Source organism: Guptibacillus hwajinpoensis, from assembly GCF_001039475.1.
GTDB lineage: Bacteria > Bacillota > Bacilli > Bacillales > Guptibacillaceae > Guptibacillus > Guptibacillus hwajinpoensis.
Window position 1 is genome coordinate 957,029 of the sequence record NZ_LELK01000004.1, and the last position, 15,882, is coordinate 972,910.

General features: G+C 40.2%; 18 protein-coding genes. 15 read left to right on the forward strand and 3 right to left on the reverse strand.

Going from position 1 to position 15,882, the window contains the following annotated elements; translation table 11 throughout:
- Positions 1-117 precede the first annotated feature (117 nt).
- Complete coding sequence (locus AB986_RS14885; RefSeq protein ID WP_084006581.1) at positions 118-882, forward strand: TIGR01457 family HAD-type hydrolase; 765 nt, start codon at positions 118-120, stop codon at positions 880-882.
- 31 nt (positions 883-913) lie between these two features.
- On the opposite strand, the gene AB986_RS14890 is transcribed toward AB986_RS14885, so the two are convergent.
- Complete coding sequence (locus AB986_RS14890) at positions 914-1,411, reverse strand: phosphatidylglycerophosphatase A family protein (RefSeq protein WP_048311983.1); 498 nt, start codon at positions 1,409-1,411, stop codon at positions 914-916.
- 168 nt (positions 1,412-1,579) lie between these two features.
- Between AB986_RS14890 and AB986_RS14895 the strand changes: the two genes are divergently transcribed.
- Positions 1,580-2,578: a protein kinase family protein gene (locus AB986_RS14895; RefSeq protein WP_048311985.1), complete on the forward strand. Its 999-nt coding sequence runs from the start codon at positions 1,580-1,582 to the stop codon at positions 2,576-2,578.
- Positions 2,579-2,803: 225 nt separating this feature from the next.
- On the opposite strand, the gene AB986_RS14900 is transcribed toward AB986_RS14895, so the two are convergent.
- On the reverse strand, positions 2,804-3,028 hold the full coding sequence (locus AB986_RS14900; RefSeq protein ID WP_048311987.1) for a NifU family protein: 225 nt from the start codon (positions 3,026-3,028) through the stop codon (positions 2,804-2,806).
- Positions 3,029-3,239: 211 nt separating this feature from the next.
- On the opposite strand from AB986_RS14900, the gene AB986_RS14905 reads away from it, so the two are divergent.
- Positions 3,240-3,548 (forward strand): DUF1462 family protein, encoded by a 309-nt coding sequence (locus AB986_RS14905; RefSeq protein WP_048311989.1) that lies wholly within the window; start codon positions 3,240-3,242, stop codon positions 3,546-3,548.
- A gap of 327 nt (positions 3,549-3,875) precedes the next feature.
- Here AB986_RS14905 and AB986_RS14910 read toward each other — a convergent pair whose 3' ends face one another.
- Positions 3,876-4,940: an NAD(P)/FAD-dependent oxidoreductase gene (locus AB986_RS14910; protein WP_048311991.1), complete on the reverse strand. Its 1,065-nt coding sequence runs from the start codon at positions 4,938-4,940 to the stop codon at positions 3,876-3,878.
- Positions 4,941-5,154: 214 nt separating this feature from the next.
- Between AB986_RS14910 and AB986_RS14915 the strand changes: the two genes are divergently transcribed.
- The 12 genes from AB986_RS14915 (at position 5,155) to AB986_RS14970 (ending at position 15,878) form a co-directional block, all read left to right on the forward strand.
- Positions 5,155-5,379 (forward strand): DUF1450 domain-containing protein, encoded by a 225-nt coding sequence (locus AB986_RS14915; protein ID WP_236690393.1) that lies wholly within the window; start codon positions 5,155-5,157, stop codon positions 5,377-5,379.
- Positions 5,380-5,762: 383 nt separating this feature from the next.
- A complete protein-coding gene (locus tag AB986_RS14920; protein WP_048311992.1) occupies positions 5,763-6,986 on the forward strand; it encodes a NupC/NupG family nucleoside CNT transporter in 1,224 nt (407 codons plus the stop codon).
- Positions 6,987-7,350: 364 nt separating this feature from the next.
- Entirely contained in the window at positions 7,351-7,590 is a 240-nt protein-coding gene (locus AB986_RS14925) for a hypothetical protein (protein ID WP_236690394.1), read from the forward strand.
- Positions 7,591-7,611: 21 nt separating this feature from the next.
- Complete coding sequence (gene dapF / locus AB986_RS14930; protein WP_201779286.1) at positions 7,612-8,472, forward strand: diaminopimelate epimerase; 861 nt, start codon at positions 7,612-7,614, stop codon at positions 8,470-8,472.
- A gap of 72 nt (positions 8,473-8,544) precedes the next feature.
- Positions 8,545-8,742 (forward strand): aspartyl-phosphate phosphatase Spo0E family protein, encoded by a 198-nt coding sequence (locus tag AB986_RS14935; RefSeq protein WP_236690395.1) that lies wholly within the window; start codon positions 8,545-8,547, stop codon positions 8,740-8,742.
- A 72-nt stretch (positions 8,743-8,814) separates the two neighbouring features.
- The gene (locus AB986_RS14940) at positions 8,815-9,171 is read left to right on the forward strand and encodes a HesB/IscA family protein (protein ID WP_048311998.1); all 357 of its coding nucleotides are present in this window, start codon (positions 8,815-8,817) and stop codon (positions 9,169-9,171) included.
- Positions 9,172-9,319: 148 nt separating this feature from the next.
- A complete protein-coding gene (locus AB986_RS14945; protein ID WP_053216208.1) occupies positions 9,320-10,207 on the forward strand; it encodes a hypothetical protein in 888 nt (295 codons plus the stop codon).
- Positions 10,208-10,328: 121 nt separating this feature from the next.
- Positions 10,329-11,081 (forward strand): sugar phosphate isomerase/epimerase family protein, encoded by a 753-nt coding sequence (locus AB986_RS14950; RefSeq protein WP_048312000.1) that lies wholly within the window; start codon positions 10,329-10,331, stop codon positions 11,079-11,081.
- Between the two features lie 129 nt (positions 11,082-11,210).
- A complete protein-coding gene (locus tag AB986_RS14955; protein ID WP_048312002.1) occupies positions 11,211-12,200 on the forward strand; it encodes a LacI family DNA-binding transcriptional regulator in 990 nt (329 codons plus the stop codon).
- A gap of 87 nt (positions 12,201-12,287) precedes the next feature.
- Positions 12,288-13,604: an ABC transporter substrate-binding protein gene (locus AB986_RS14960; protein WP_048312004.1), complete on the forward strand. Its 1,317-nt coding sequence runs from the start codon at positions 12,288-12,290 to the stop codon at positions 13,602-13,604.
- Positions 13,605-13,667: 63 nt separating this feature from the next.
- Positions 13,668-15,011 carry a carbohydrate ABC transporter permease gene (locus AB986_RS14965; protein WP_048312006.1) on the forward strand — a complete coding sequence of 448 codons (1,344 nt, stop codon included), beginning with the start codon at positions 13,668-13,670 and terminating at the stop codon, positions 15,009-15,011.
- Between the two features lie 39 nt (positions 15,012-15,050).
- Entirely contained in the window at positions 15,051-15,878 is an 828-nt protein-coding gene (locus tag AB986_RS14970) for a carbohydrate ABC transporter permease (protein ID WP_048312008.1), read from the forward strand.
- The last annotated feature ends 4 nt before the right edge of the window (positions 15,879-15,882 follow it).

Genomic DNA, 15,882 nt, shown 5'->3' on the forward strand with positions numbered 1-15,882 from the left:
TGGATGATGAACAGCTATTTTAAACAGCATACGTTTGTTCATCATGTGACAACACCAATAAATCAACCGCTTTCATAATGGGAAGCGGTTTTCTTATGGTTAAAAGGAGGAAGTCAATTGAAAAAGTATAAAGGGTATTTAATCGATCTTGACGGTACAATGTATCGTGGTACTGAAAAGATTCTGGAAGCTGTGGAATTCGTTAAGCGTCTCCAAGAGGCAAATATTCCATATTTATTTGTAACTAACAACTCATCGAAACGGAAAGAGCAGGTTGCTGAGAAGCTCCAGCAATTCGGTGTTCCATGTACACCAGACCACGTATTTACAACGAGTATGGCGACTGCAAGTTACATTTCAAATGAGAAGAGCGATGCCTCTATTTATGTTATAGGCGAAGAAGGAATTCGTGATGCCTTAACAGATAAGGGGTTAACATTGAAAGACGAAGGACCTGATTACGTAGTAGTTGGTATTGATCGGACGATTACGTATGAGAAGTTTGCTACAGCATGTTTAGCTGTTCGGAATGGCGCTACTTTTATCTCAACAAATGGTGATATTGCGATTCCAACTGAACGTGGTTTGCTTCCTGGAAATGGTTCGTTAACGTCAGTTGTATCTGTATCGACTGAAGTTGATCCTATTTTCATTGGAAAGCCTGAACCGATTATTATGGAACAAGCACTTGCTCAACTCGGAACTTCGAAAGAAGAGACATTGATGGTTGGGGATAATTATAGAACGGATATTCTCGCTGGGATGAACGCAGGCCTTGATACATTGCTTGTGCATACCGGAGTTACGACTAGAGAGCATCTTGTATCGGTAGAACGACAACCGACTTATACAGCACTAACGTTGGATGAATGGAAAATATAAAAACGCCCATTGGGCGTTTTTTTGTTGTAAGCTATTCGAGTTTCTGAGCTCGATGGGCAAGACGACTGGATGCTGCGGCTGCAATAGCTCCGACAATATCGTCAAGATACGTATGACACATACCAGATGATTTGTCGTTCAGTTTCTCGAGAATGCCAGGTTTTTGTTTATCGATGAAACCATAGTTAGTAAATCCGATTGAGCCATAAACGTTCACGATGGATAGGGCGATAATTTCATCCACACCATATAACCCTTCGTCTTTCATTAGGATATCCTGCAAAGGTTGATCTAGCATCTTCTTTTCTGTTAGTTCATCTAATTGAATTCCCGTTAGGATTGCATTTTGAACTTCTCTTTTTGACAGTACTCGTTCTATATTTTCCACGCATGTTTCTATTTTAAGGTTAGGGTGATATTTCTCCTGAAGATAGTAGACTAAGTCTGCAATATCGCTAATTTCTACTCCGCGTTCTTTTAATTTTGTTCTAGCTGCTTGCTCCACAAGATCCATAGGTTTTTCGCCCATTCTTGTCCCACCTAACTTTATAGTAAATTGGTATTGTAGGTTATTGATTTTATTAGTATATGGCAGGAACGCTTCAAATATGACAACGAATATTTGATGATCAAATACACCTATTGGGCGTTTAGAGCATATGTTACGAATATAATGACGTAATGTCGGAGGGTCATCATGCTTGAACGGGAGCTTTTTCATCAGTATGGCATCGTAGTTGAACAGCAAATTCAGAGAAATGAAGGGTATGAAATTAGAACTGCTGATATGTCCGAATATGTACTCAGACGTACGATCATGGAACAAGAAGTAGACTTTCCGTGGTTTGTGATGGTTGCTCAGTATTACAATCAGCAAAATGAACCAACAATGATGCCTATTCAATCTAGACGAGGAAAGTACATCGAGACGATTAACAATGAAGCTCATACTCTGTACCAAAAACCACACAATCGCGGTTATAGCAGATTAAGTGATGGGCAGCGCCTTGCTCTTCTGCATCGTAAAGGAGGAAATCTTCTAGCAGCCTACAGTGATTTACCAGAGATTCAACCGTGGCAAACGAGATGGCAGTTTCGGATGGATCAGCTTGAGGCTTTTCGTGAGGAATTAAAAAATCAGCAACAAAGCTTAAGAGAATTCGATGTGTGGTTTATCGAAACGTTTCCTTATTACTCAGGTGTATCAGAAAATGCCATTCAGTATATTGTAGACTCAGGAATGGATACTGGTGAAAATCCTTTTCAGGTGAGAACACTTGCGTTCAATCGATATACATCTACTTCTCAAAGAACATCTGAAGCACTCTTTCCAAATGAGTTCATTCTCGATCACCCTGCAAGAGACCTTGCCGAGTGGATTAGGAATGAATTAATCCATAGCAACGGTGACTTTACGAACATTCGAACCTTTCTATGGGATTACCATGAGCGGCGCACCTTAAATCAGATGGATTGGAATTTACTTTACGCAAGGCTATTGTTTCCACTTCCTTATGTTGAAGCGGTCGAGCATTATTATAGTGATGGGAACTTAAAGGAAAAGGAAAGAAGTCTTGCTTATATGAAGGAGTTCGTTAGAAGTGAAGGTGAACGTGAAGGTTTATATCGTATGTTATTTAAAGAATTAGTTGGTGATCGTGGAAGCCAAATGAGAAAAATCGAGTGGTTATCTTAATGGAAGGCTCTTTTCGTACTCATTGTTGCTAGTAGAATAGTGGTTCATTTCCGCTCTTGTGGGGGTCTCACCTGTCCCGCTAGAGTCGAGCATCTTCCGCTCTAATCAGCTAAGTAAGGTCTTAAACAAAAATTGTTTCAAAAGCAATAATAAAGAGCCTAATTGAAAAATGAAATACATTAAAAAATCCCCTCCAGATAACTGGAGGGGATGAATTTGTTAGATTTAGAATACCTGTTCAAGTTCGACTACGCCTGGAACTTCTTCAAGAAGTGCGCGCTCGATACCTGCTTTAAGTGTAATAGTGGAACTAGGGCAGCTGCCGCACGCTCCCATTAAACGTACTTTTACAACGCCTTCTTCGATGTCTACAAGCTCTACGTCTCCGCCGTCGCGCAGTAGGAATGGACGCAGTTTATTCAATACATCCTGTACTTGTTCTTGCATCATTCATCGACTCCCTTCATACTTCCATTATACTGATAATTAACTGAAAAATCTATGTGCTAACGTGGAATGATTATAATTATCACTATAACTTTATCACGCAATGATGCCACATTCAAGATTGAAAAAGGAAATAGACGAATGGTTCTTTTCGTCCTAACATGAATAAGGTACAATAAAGAAAAGTGACGATACAGAAAGGGCGTATTGCAACATGGAAGAAGTACTTGTCTATGGAGCGGGAGAACGTTGTGCAAGCTGTGTTAACCTCCCCTCATCAGAGGAAACAGCCGAATGGTTGAGAGCTGCACTTGAACGTAAATATCCTGATCGAAAGATAGCTGTTCGGTATATAGATATTCATAGTGAACTTTCAGGAACGGAAGCTGCATTCGCTGCAAAAGTTATTGATGAAGATTTGTTCTATCCTGTCGTTGTTGTCCGAAATGAGATCGTATCTGAAGGAAATCCGAAATTGAAAGACTTATATGCTGTGTTAGAAGATCATTCTGCAACAGCGTGAATCGTAAAAAGCCAGCAAGCGATTTTAGCTTGCTGGCTTTTTGAGTGGCTCAAGTGCTGGTCATTCCAATATCTGCGTTTCTAAACGCTCGTCTCCAGCTGCAGTGGGCAGACACTCGGTCACTTCACCTTGCAAAATGAACACAAAGACCGTGTTCATTTTGCAAGGCTCCAGTGCCTGCCGTGTCTAACCGCCCACTTCCGCTTTTCGTGATCCAGCTACGACTCGCAGAAACTCCGATATTTCACTCTTTCACCGGAACACAAAGAACGTGTTCCAGTTCAAGAGTTCCAATATCTGCGTTTCTAAACGCTCGTCTCCGCTTTTCTAGCCATTATGATTCTTATACATCCATAATATCCCGGATTTCAAAAGTCTTGGAACTCTGCCGGTTAGTGGGCGGTTGGCCATTACTCCGAAGCCGTGTTTGCTTCCGAGGGATCCTAGTGTGCCTTTGATTTTAATTGGTGGAAGAGCAGGTGGTGCTTCTTGTTTCCATTGTTTTTGTAGAACTAGAGCGATTTGTTCAGCTTGTTCTTCTGCAACCTGTGCACTTGGTGCATGTGGTAGGCTTGCGCAGTCTCCTACAACAAATACGTTGTTGTAATCTGACATCGCATGGTAGTCATTAAGGATGATACGCTGTTGTGCGTCTTTCTCTACATCTAATTCTCTTACAACTTTGTTTGGCTGAATACCGGCTGTCCATACAATCGAGTCACAATGAACGGGTTCGCCATGGTTATAGAGGGTTTGTGGTTCCACTTTTGTGATATTCGATTCACTTACTACTTCTACATTGCGTTCTTCAAACCAGGATTGAACATATTTACCGAGCCGTTCTGGAAAGGCAGAAAGAATGGTGTGTCCTCGGTCAAATAATTTAATTTGAAGATCCGGTCGACTTTCGTGAAGCTCACTAGCGAGTTCAACACCGCTTAACCCAGCTCCAACAATTCCAACGATCGAGCGAGGGCCGAGATTGTTTAATACTTCATACGTTCGTCTGGACGAATCAATGGTTTGAATGCTGAGGGTATGAACATCTGCCCCAGGCACGTTATGGTATTTGTCTTCACAGCCTAATCCAATAACGAGTGTATCGTATGGAAGATCGTCATCGTCTTTAAAACTGACTACATTTTGTTCTAAATCAATGCCTGAAATTTCTCCGTACTTCATTTCAAGCTTCTCATTGACGGGGAATTGAACACGTATATGGTGATCACTCGCTGTCCCTGCAGCAAGGGCATAATATTCTGTTTTCATACTATGATAGGGATTGCGGTCAACAAGCGTAATGGTGAGGTCTTCTGGGAGTTCAGATGCAAATAATTTCTGTAGGATGCGCATACCACCGTACCCGCCGCCTAAAAGCACTAGCCTTTTCATGATAAGAGGTCCCCTTTGGTAAAATTCGATAACGCTGTGTCCGTTTAAGATTTGAATAGCACGAAGAATTTAGAATTTAATATGAAAAAAGAAAGCGACACGCGCTATAATGATACTAACTATTCTTTCAGTTCTGACAGTTAAAAGTATAGCGAAACTGCTACATATGTACAATATAATTTCTAAAATGAGTATCAAAAGGAGTTGCTTTCATTTGACTACAATTGAGTTTTGTGCCGGCAACCTTAGAGAAAATATGGTTGTTTGGAGAGAATTGGAAAAGATACCGAATACGAATTTAGTGGACTATGGATGTCTTGGTTATTGTGGAAATTGTTACTCTGAAGCCTTTGCCATTGTGGCAGGCGTTCTCATTCATGCGGATAGCGCTGAAGCGTTAATCGATAAAATAATTGGCTATCTTAATGAACAATGTTGATTTTTTGCTCATTTACGCCCTGTGGTGACCATTCAGCAGAGCTGAAAGGCGCGTGAAACTGAGGTTTCACTCGAATGAGCCAAAAATTGAGAAATCAACAATATGAGGTAACATAGCCAAATAATTAGAATATTAGATGAACGTAATTAAGGGCTTTCATTCATTTTTTTCTGTGTTATAATAACTAAGGTTCGGAAGTCTGATAGAGAGAGAGCAGACTTTTTATTTTCCGCATGTGTGCGAAAAATGTCGAATTTTCAGACACAAAAGACTGTTTGTAAGCGCTATATTTAGCTGATTGCTATAATATTTCTATTTTAAATCTGGTAATGGGGTAGTCTAAGCTTATAAACGGATTCAATAATTCACGAGGGGTGTAAAATATGCAAATTCTATGGGGATTAGGTGGTATGGCAGTCCTATTTGCCATCGCACTTATCTTTTCTACAAACCGCAAAGCGATTAATCTCCGTACGGTTCTTGGTGCACTTGCTATTCAGGTAGCGTTCGCATTCGTAGTATTAAAATGGGAAGCGGGTAAAGCTGGACTGAAATGGCTCTCATTAAGAGTGCAAGATATTATAAATTATGCGAATGACGGAATAGCTTTCCTATTCGGTGGACTAATTGGGAATGAGAGCATCGGTTTTATATTTGCTTTTCAAGTATTAACCATCATTATTTTCTTCTCATCTTTAATCTCCGTCCTCTATTACCTGGGTATTATGCAGTGGGTAATTAAAATTCTTGGTGGAGCGATTTCAAAAGCACTTGGAACAAGTAAAGCTGAGTCACTCTCTGCAACAGCTAATATCTTTGTCGGTCAAACGGAAGCACCACTAGTCATCAAACCTTATATTGATAAAATGACGAAATCTGAGTTATTTGCAGTTATGACAGGTGGACTTGCTTCAGTAGCGGGTTCAGTACTTATTGGATATTCTCTTCTAGGTGTTCCACTTGAGTACTTGCTTGCTGCAAGTTTCATGGCAGCTCCAGCTGGTCTATTGATGGCGAAGTTAATCATGCCTGAAACGGAAGAATCTGAAACAGCAAATGAGATTAAAATGGAACGTAACGAAGATCACGTTAACGTAATTGATGCAGCAGCACACGGTGCATCTGATGGTCTTAAACTTGCATTAAACGTAGGGGCAATGCTTCTCTCGTTTATCGCACTTATTGCACTTTTCAACGGATTACTTGGTGGAATTGGTGGACTCTTCGGATACGGAGATATTACGATTGAACAAATTCTTGGTTATGTTTTCTCTCCATTAGCATTTGTCATTGGAGTTCCATGGCAGGATGCAGTTCAAGCTGGTAACTATATCGGTCAGAAACTTATTCTTAACGAATTCGTTGCTTTCTCTGCATTCGGTCCTGAAATTGGTGCAGGAACTCTTACTGATAAATCAGTCGCTATTATCAGTTTCGCTCTTTGTGGATTCGCGAACTTCTCATCTCTTGCAATCCTTCTTGGAGGACTTGGTGGACTTGCACCAAGCCGTCGCCCTGAAATTGCGAAATTTGGAATGCGCGCGATCCTTGCAGGTACGCTTGCTAACCTGTTAAACGCAGCGATTGCTGGTATGCTTATCTTCTAAATTGAAAGCCTCTTATATAGAGGCTTTTTTTTATTGGCTCTTTTCGTATACTTTGTTGCAATGAGAGGGTGGGTGATTTGCACTCCAATCATCGAGGACTGAAAAATAAGAACATAAAAAAAGCAGAAGTCCAAAAATTCTAGTTCCTGTTAACGTCAAAAGAGAGAGATTTTAAGCGCCAACTTCGGCAAGATCCGGAGGAGGCTCAGCGCATGCCCCGCGGAAAGCGAGTCATCCCCCGGAGGACCTTATCTCCTAACAATCATCTCAATAATACTAAACGAATTAATATAGGCAAAGGAATGTTGTTTTTTCGTTTGATTACGGTATACTTGTCTAAATAAAAGACAGGAGGGGATCACTGTTGAGTAGCTTTGAACATACACTGCCATACGATCGTATGATGGGTGACGTCTATATTCCGCAATGCCCGTTTTGTCATAGTGAGAACGTTCTAACACCTATGACGGAGAGAGATTACAAACAGGGTTGTGAAGAAATTAAAACGAGGCTCGTGATGCCTTGCTGTAACGGAAAGCTTGTAATTGAAAAAATAGATCATGATTATTTCTGGACAACAGAAGCTGTTCGGAAGAGCCATTAAATGACAGAAAGAGTGAAAGCATTGCGTGAAATAACTTATACAAAAATGCACGGATTAGGAAATAATTATATTTATATAAACCAATTTGAAGAACAATTGCCAGAAGAGAAGCTTCCACAGTACGCGATTGAAGTTTCAAATCTCTATACTGGCATTGGTTCAGACGGAATGATTCTAATTTGTCCGTCTGAGCTTGCTGAGGTTAAAATGAGGATTTTTAATAAAGACGGATCTGAAGGTAAAAACTGTGGAAATGGATTACGCTGTGTGGCGAAATATGCTTATGAGAATGGCATTGTATCTGCTGAGAAATTCGCCATTGAAACACTAGGTGGAATTGTACAGGCAGAAGTTCATCTCAAATATGATCGCGTTGATACGGTTACGATTGATATGGGGAAACCACAGTGGACAAGAGGCAGTCTCCCAATGAGTGGTGAATCAAATGATAAAGTGATTAACGAATCAGTTCAATTTGAGGAAAACGTATTTCATATGACTGGTGTTTCAATGGGGAACCCACATATGGTGATGTTTGTAGACGAGATTGAAGCAGCACCCCTTACAACTGCCGGACCTTATTTTACAGATCATGAGATGTTCCCAGAAAGCATTAACGTAGAATTTGTAGAAGTGGTTTCGGACAAGGAATTTCATTTCCGCGTATGGGAACGTGGCTCAGGAATCACACAGGCTTGTGGTACTGGTGCTTGTGCTGCTGTTGTGGCTGGCGTATTAAATGAGAAAACGTCTAAAGGAACTGAAGTAACGGTTCATCTTGCTGGTGGTGACCTTTTCATTACTTGGGCCAAAGATGATCATGTTTGGATGACAGGTCCTGCTGTAACGATCACGACAGGAGTCTTTTATTCACAAGGTTAGGTAATGGTTTGTAAATAAAAGGATAATCATGTAGAATAATAGGAGGAAGTGATTAGAGAGGGGACTCAAGTCTTGGACTGTGAAACAATGCAGCGATACAACAATGAAATTGAAATTCTACGAGCAAAAATGACACAATCTGCTATGGTCCTCGGTTTAAATCATCCCGATGTACTAGAGTATAGTCAAAAACTCGATGAGACGCATAATCTAATATTGCAGTTGAAATATAAATACCAGGCTAAAGAATTGAGCACAGCTGTAAGATAAGTGTCATCTGTTGAGCTCAATTAAAAGGCGCGGTATACTAATAGTAGCAATACGGTGATTGGAGGGATTTATATGATCCATTTATCTGAAGCTGCAGCAGCACAGGTAAAAGAAATGATGAAGCAAGAAGAAGGCGATAGTCTATATCTTCGTGTAGGTGTTAAAGGTGGAGGTTGTACAGGCTTAAGCTACGGCATGGGTTTTGACACAGAAATCAATGACGACGATGAAGCACTTGATGCTCAGCACGGCGTTACAATCATTATGGATAAAGAAAGTGCGCCGGTCTTAAACGGTGTGAATATTGATTATAAACAAAACATGATGGGCGGCGGATTCACAATCGACAATCCGAACGCGATCGCATCATGCGGCTGTGGTTCTTCGTTTAAAACAGCGACGAACGCTGGTACGCCGGAGAATTGTTAATCACGCTTTAGTAAAGCCTTCTCGAAAGTAATGGAACGTACATTACGACTAGAGAAGGCTTTTTTTGTTTCTAGAACACTGGATCTGAATCAACAAGCGGAAAGAGGGTATGAAGTGAAAAGAAACGACTATTACAGGAGTGAGTGAAATGAATCAACATACGCCTAACTTATCACCATCCAAGATGAGCATCGCAAAATCCCTACTTAAACGAGCTATTGATTATCAAAAGGAGATTAGTGAATCGCCTTTTGATAATGAGTTCATTAAACGATCTACACCTGTACTGTGGCGTGGTGAAAACGTGCCAGGAAATATCGTGACGGTTGGCACAAATCCCTCTGCTAAAGAGTTTTTGAATCAACATAACGAGCTTTTAGAAAACGAAAAAGCCAGGTTCTTTATTAGAGAGAATCATGTGAATCTAGAAGAATATCGTTATGATGATTCGAAGTTAGAGAAAACGATTGATTACTATCGTACGTATTTCGAACGGGACACCGCTTATAGGAGTTGGTTTGGAAGAAAAGGTGGCGGTAAGCTCGAAGCGTTCATGAATGGCATGGGAGGATCGTTTTATGATGCTAATGCATATACCCCTGTAATTCACATGGATTTATTCCCTTTTCCAACTCAAAAGCAGATAGGGCGAATGAAGGAAAAAGAAGAATTGCTTAACTCAGACTTCGTAAAGAATTCGGTAGTCGATCTCTTGGCTTTTCTAGAGCCATCACTGATTATCATATTAGGAAAAGAACACTGTGAAAGGATTGAGCGTATTGAAAAGGAGACATACCTTGGAGAGGTTCAGTTTTTGAGTGAGTTTCCAGACGCTGCTTATCAAATAGGCTATTACTCATCAAAGAAAATTCCATTGTTAGGTCTATACTTTAAACCATCTGAACAGTTTATCGGTCTCGGAAGCAAACGGGATGAAAATGGTTTAAGTCATGGAACATATGGATCAAGTGCTTCGCTAAAATACATCGGTGAACAAATTCGACAGAATACAGAGAAAGTTCATAATGAAACGTAGGTTTTTTTGTAATAAAAAAGGGTTTCAAGTCGTTTTATCGAAACATGTGGAGTAGGTCACCACTGGACCTTTGCATTGAGCAATTTCTAATTGTAACGTTATTGAAAAAGGAGAGAGACAAATGAACGAAATAGGTGTTGGTTTACAGCTTTATACATTGAGAAATGAATGTGAGAAAAATTTCTTTGGAACTCTTGAGAGAGTTGCAGGGATTGGGTATGAAGGAGTAGAGTTAGCGGGCTTATACAACTATAATCCTGAAGAAGTGAAGGAGAAATTGGATGCACTTGATTTAGCTGTTATTGGGCATCATATTCCAATTGAGCGAATAGAGAATGATTTAGACGAAGTGATTAAGGAGCAAGTTGCGCTTGGTAATTCTCGTATCGTTTGTCCGTGGTTGCCACCTGAAAGAAGAACAAGTGAAGATTTTAAAGAAGTGGCTAACATCATGAAAAAGGCAGCTGCCATTTGTGCTGAGCATAACCTTGAGCTGTGTTATCACCATCATGATTTTGAACTTGGACGTAATCTAGATGGAAGCGAACTGTATTACATTCTTAAAGCAGATGAATCTATTCAAGCTGAGTTTGATATTTATTGGCTTAATATGGTCGGACATGATCCTGTTGAATGGATGAAGAAATTTGCTGGAAGAACGCCAATCGTTCATCTGAAAGATCGCTCGGATGATGAGAGGGAAGAGACTGTCATTCTTGGTACGGGTAACATACCGATTGACGAAGTCCTTGAGCAAGGTAAGGAAAGTGGCGTTAAGTGGTGGGTTGTTGAGCAGGATAATTGTGACTACGATCCAATCGAGAGTGTTACACAAAGCTACCAGTATCTAAGGAAACTTCAGCTTCAGAAATAAATTTTTAGAAAAATTCTAAAAATAATGTTGAACATTTTGTGAACTTGAGCTAAGATAAATGTAATCGATTTCATGAAATCGATTACAAAAGAAGGGAGGGTCTTTTGAACTTTCGGGGGAGGATTTAACATGGCTACAATTGCTGATGTCGCAAAGTATACAGGTTTATCAAGTGCAACTGTGTCACGCGTCATTAATGATTATCCACACGTATCTGAAGACAAGCGCAAGTTAGTACATGATGCAATGAAAGAGCTTGGGTATTTTCCCAACACATCTGCTAGAAATCTACGTAATCGCAAGACGAATGTAGTAGCTGTCTTAATTCCAAGATTGACTAATCCATTTTTCACTTTAATCCTAGATGGAATTGAGAGAGTAGCTGAAGCAAATGGGTTTCAGCTGATTATCTGTCAGACTAAATCAAGTAAGAAGAAGGAAATTGACTTTCTTAACTTGCTCCAAACAAAACAAGTTGATGGCGTTATTTTTACTTCTATTGAAAATGAGTGGGAGTATATTCAGCCTTATACAGCATATGGACCAATTATCTTGTGCAATGAATACCATCACGAAGCGACTGTTCCAATGGTTCGTCTGGATCAGATACAGGGTAGCTATTTAGGTACTCGGCATCTGATAGAGAAAGGCCACAAGAAAATCGCATACTGCATGGGCTCAACGAGTGGCTTGTCCTTTGACAGACGCCTTGGATTCTTCAAAGCGATAGAAGAAGCTGGAATTGACATGAAGTCAGATTGGATCTTCCGTGATACATACACGATGGAAGATGGTAAACGAGTATTTCAGCAAATCCTTCAGCTTTCCGATCGACCAACTGCTATTTTTACTGGTGGGGACGAGGTTGCATCAGCAATGGTGAAGGAAGCTAGAACACATGGTCTTCATGTACCGCGGGATATAGCTATTCTCGGTTTTGATGATCAACCGATCGCGAGTTTAATTGAACCAGAACTAACAACCATCTATCAACCAGGTGACGAAATCGGCGCAAGAGCGATGACCGTTTTCATTGAGTGTTTGAATGGTATACGGGAACGAATGAGTCAAGCCGTTATTGAACTGCCTCTATCACTAGTTATTCGTGATTCAACATAATAACAACATTGTAAGCGCTATCTTTATTGTAATCGATTACAACTTATTGAAATCGATTACAACCAAACTTAAGGGGGACAAACTGTTATGAGAATTTTGAAGAATAGTAAGCTTCTTTTTATCGTATTGGCTCTAATTCTAGTACTATCTGCCTGTAGCTCTTCAAACAATTCATCTTCAAACAGCAACACTAATTCAGGAGACGAAAATGCGAGTTCTGGAGAAGGAGAAAAGGTCACAATCGTTTATGCACGTGGTAAAGATGCAACAGGTGCAACTGATGCGATGATTGAAGAATTTGAGAAACAGAATCCTAATATCGATGTAGAATTCCGTGAAATGCCAACTGATACAGGTGCACAACACGATGCATATGTAACGATGCTGAACGCAGAATCATCTGAGATTGATGTATTCGATATCGATGTAATCTGGCCAGCTGAGTTCGCACAAGCAGGTTATGTATTACCTCTTGATCGCTTCATCCAGAAAGATAGCATTAACATGGACGACTATAACCAGGGTCCAGTTTCTGCAGCAACATTTAATGGTAAGCAGTGGGCAATGCCGAAGTTTATTGATGCAGGTATGCTGTTCTACCGTACTGATTTAGTGTCTGAAGCTCCAAAAACATGGGACGATCTTATGACTCAAGCTTCTGAACTAAAAGGTCAAGATGGTACGAAGTTTGGTTACCTTATGCAAGCGAAGCAATATGAAGGTCTTGTTACAAATGCTGTAGAATTCGTAGCTTCTTATGGTGGCGCGTTCATCGATGAGAATGGCGAAGTTGTAATCAATAGCCCTGAAGCAATTAAAGGACTTTCTAAGTTGGTTGAAATTGCAAACTCAGATTTCGTTCCAGGAAACATTAACACGTTCACTGAAGTAGAATCTCACACTGCATTTATTGAAGGTCAATCTCCATTTATCCGTAACTGGCCTTACCAGTACGCACTTGCTAATGATGAAGAGCAATCTAAAATTGTTGGTAACGTAGAAGTAGCTCCTCTTCCTGAAGGTGACGCAGGTTCTGCAGCGGCTCTTGGTGGTTGGATGTCAGCTATCAACAACTTCTCTGAGCATCCACAAGAAGCTTGGGAACTATTGAAGTTCATGACTAGTGAAGAAGGACAGAAAATTGATGCAATTGTAGGTTCACACGCACCAACACTTCCAGCTCTATTCGATGACCAAGAAATCATTGATGCAAACCCATTCTTTGGTGAAGAAGGGTTCCAAACTGCTCTTGAAGCAGCTGTTTCCCGACCAGTAGCACCGAACTATCCTGAAATTTCTGAAATCATTCAAATCCATGTATCAAAAGCAATCGCAGGAGAAGAAACACCTGAAGAAGCTGCTGCTGCAATGGAGAAAGAAATGAATGAGAAATTAGAAAAGTAAATGTGATATACATTAGCCTTCTAACCGAAGGCTAATGTTTTTTCCTAAGAGAGGAGCGGTGGTATGCAAACGGAAATCGATCCGAAAGAGCCGATCAAAGTTGAGAAGCGGCCTAAGAAGAAGAAGAAGAATGATTCTGTTGTAGGTTACTTACTTGTAGCGCCAGCACTTATCCTAATTCTAGCCATTTCCATTTGGCCAGTTATTCAATCCTTTTATTTTAGTCTTTTCGACCTTCAGCTCAATGAGCCGACTAAATCAGAAGTTCATCTAGATTACCAAATCGATTTAGATCGTTATTTACAGAACTTCCCTTTTCTAGTCGGAGCCATTGACTCTGAAATTGATAAAGGTAATTCAAGTGAGGAATTAACAACGATTAAATCAACGCTTGAGAACCTCGATGAAGGTATTAAAGAAAAGCCTGAAGCACAAGAGAACTACGACACAATTAATGCAAAATTAGATAACTTTGAGAATATCCCAGCCGACATGAAGTATATTGAAATCGAAGAAGATGTTGCACAAGAATTTACTACGTCTGTTAAAGAAATTAATGCTGATTTAAGAACGATTAACGAGAACGGCAATCTAGAACAAGGTGACAAAATCGTTGGGTTATCATCAGCACTTACTGAGATTGTGGTAGAGCCTAACTTTGTCGGATTTGAACACTATAAAGAGAATTTAACTGACCAACGGATGTGGCGCTCTCTTTGGAACACAAGCGTGTTTACATTTATCTCCGTGTTAGCAGAGCTTATTCTTGGTCTTGCTATTGCCCTCCTTATTAACAAAGCTTTCCTTGGAAGAGGATTAATTCGAGCGAGTATTCTTATTCCATGGGCGATCCCGACTGCAGTTGCGGCCCTTATGTGGAAGTTTCTATATGATGGTCAAAACGGGATTGTCGCAAAGCTATTTGAAGATGTTGGACTTGTTGACAGAATGGCGATGCTATTAACAACTGATACAGGTGCGATGTTCTCTGTTATCTTTGCGGATGTTTGGAAGACAACGCCATATATGGCATTACTTCTTCTTGCAGGATTACAGACAATATCTGGATCCCTTTATGAAGCAGCATCCATTGATGGAGCAAATAAATGGAAGCAGTTTGTTACGATTACGTTGCCGCTACTGAAATCAAGCCTTCTTGTAGCTCTATTATTCCGTACGCTTGATGCATTCCGAGTGTTCGACTTAATTTACGTATTAACTGGTGGAGGTCCAGCGAACTCAACTGAAACCATATCCATGTACGCTTATACCCTTATGTTTAAGCAAACGAACTTTGGAGAGGGATCAGCTATTTCAGTTGTCGTCTTTATCTGTGTGGCCATCATTTCAGGAATCTTTATTAAACTTCTTGGATCTGATTTGATCAAAGATGGTTCTGGAAAATAATGATAATGTATTTTATGATGAAGAAGGAGGGTCTGCCAGATGAATAAGAAAGCTGGACCGATGTTTTATGTTTTTCTAGTCGTGTTTGTTTTCTTGGTTATGTTTCCATTTCTATGGATGCTTGCAAGCTCGATTAAGCCGCTGTCTGAGCTATTTGGAGACAGAGCGTTCAATCCATTCACATCGAACCCAACACTACAAAACTATGTATCCGTTTTCGTAGATTATCCGTTCATGCGCTATCTTTGGAATAGTACTGTTGTCGCTACGATTACAACCGTTTATACCGTTCTTGTAGCATCTTTCGCAGCTTATGCGATTGCGCGTCTTAATTTTAAAGGAAAACCAATTATTCTTGGAGTGGTCCTTTCAGTATCGATGTTTCCACAGGTTGCAACGATTTCACCAATCTACATCTTTCTTAAAAACTTAGGTCTTACGAATAGCTACCTGGGACTTATTATCCCGTATACGACAATCACGCTTCCATTATCCATTTGGTTACTCGTGACGTTCTTTAGAAAAATTCCATTTGATCTTGAAGAAGCAGCAAGAATTGATGGTGCATCACTATGGCAAACGTATTGGAAAGTCATTATGCCGCTAGCGGTACCAGGGATTTTCACAACAGCTATACTCGTGTTTATCGCTGCATGGAACGAATTTCTCTTTGCCCTTACGATCAACACAGCTGATAAGTTCAAAACCGTACCAGTCGGAATTGCTCTATTCCAGGGACAATATACAATTCCATGGGGCGAGATCTCAGCAGCAACTGTTGTTGTAACGGTTCCGCTTGTTATTATGGTACTCATTTTCCAACGTAGAATTGTTTCTGGCTTAACATCAGGTTCAGTAAAAGAATAGATAT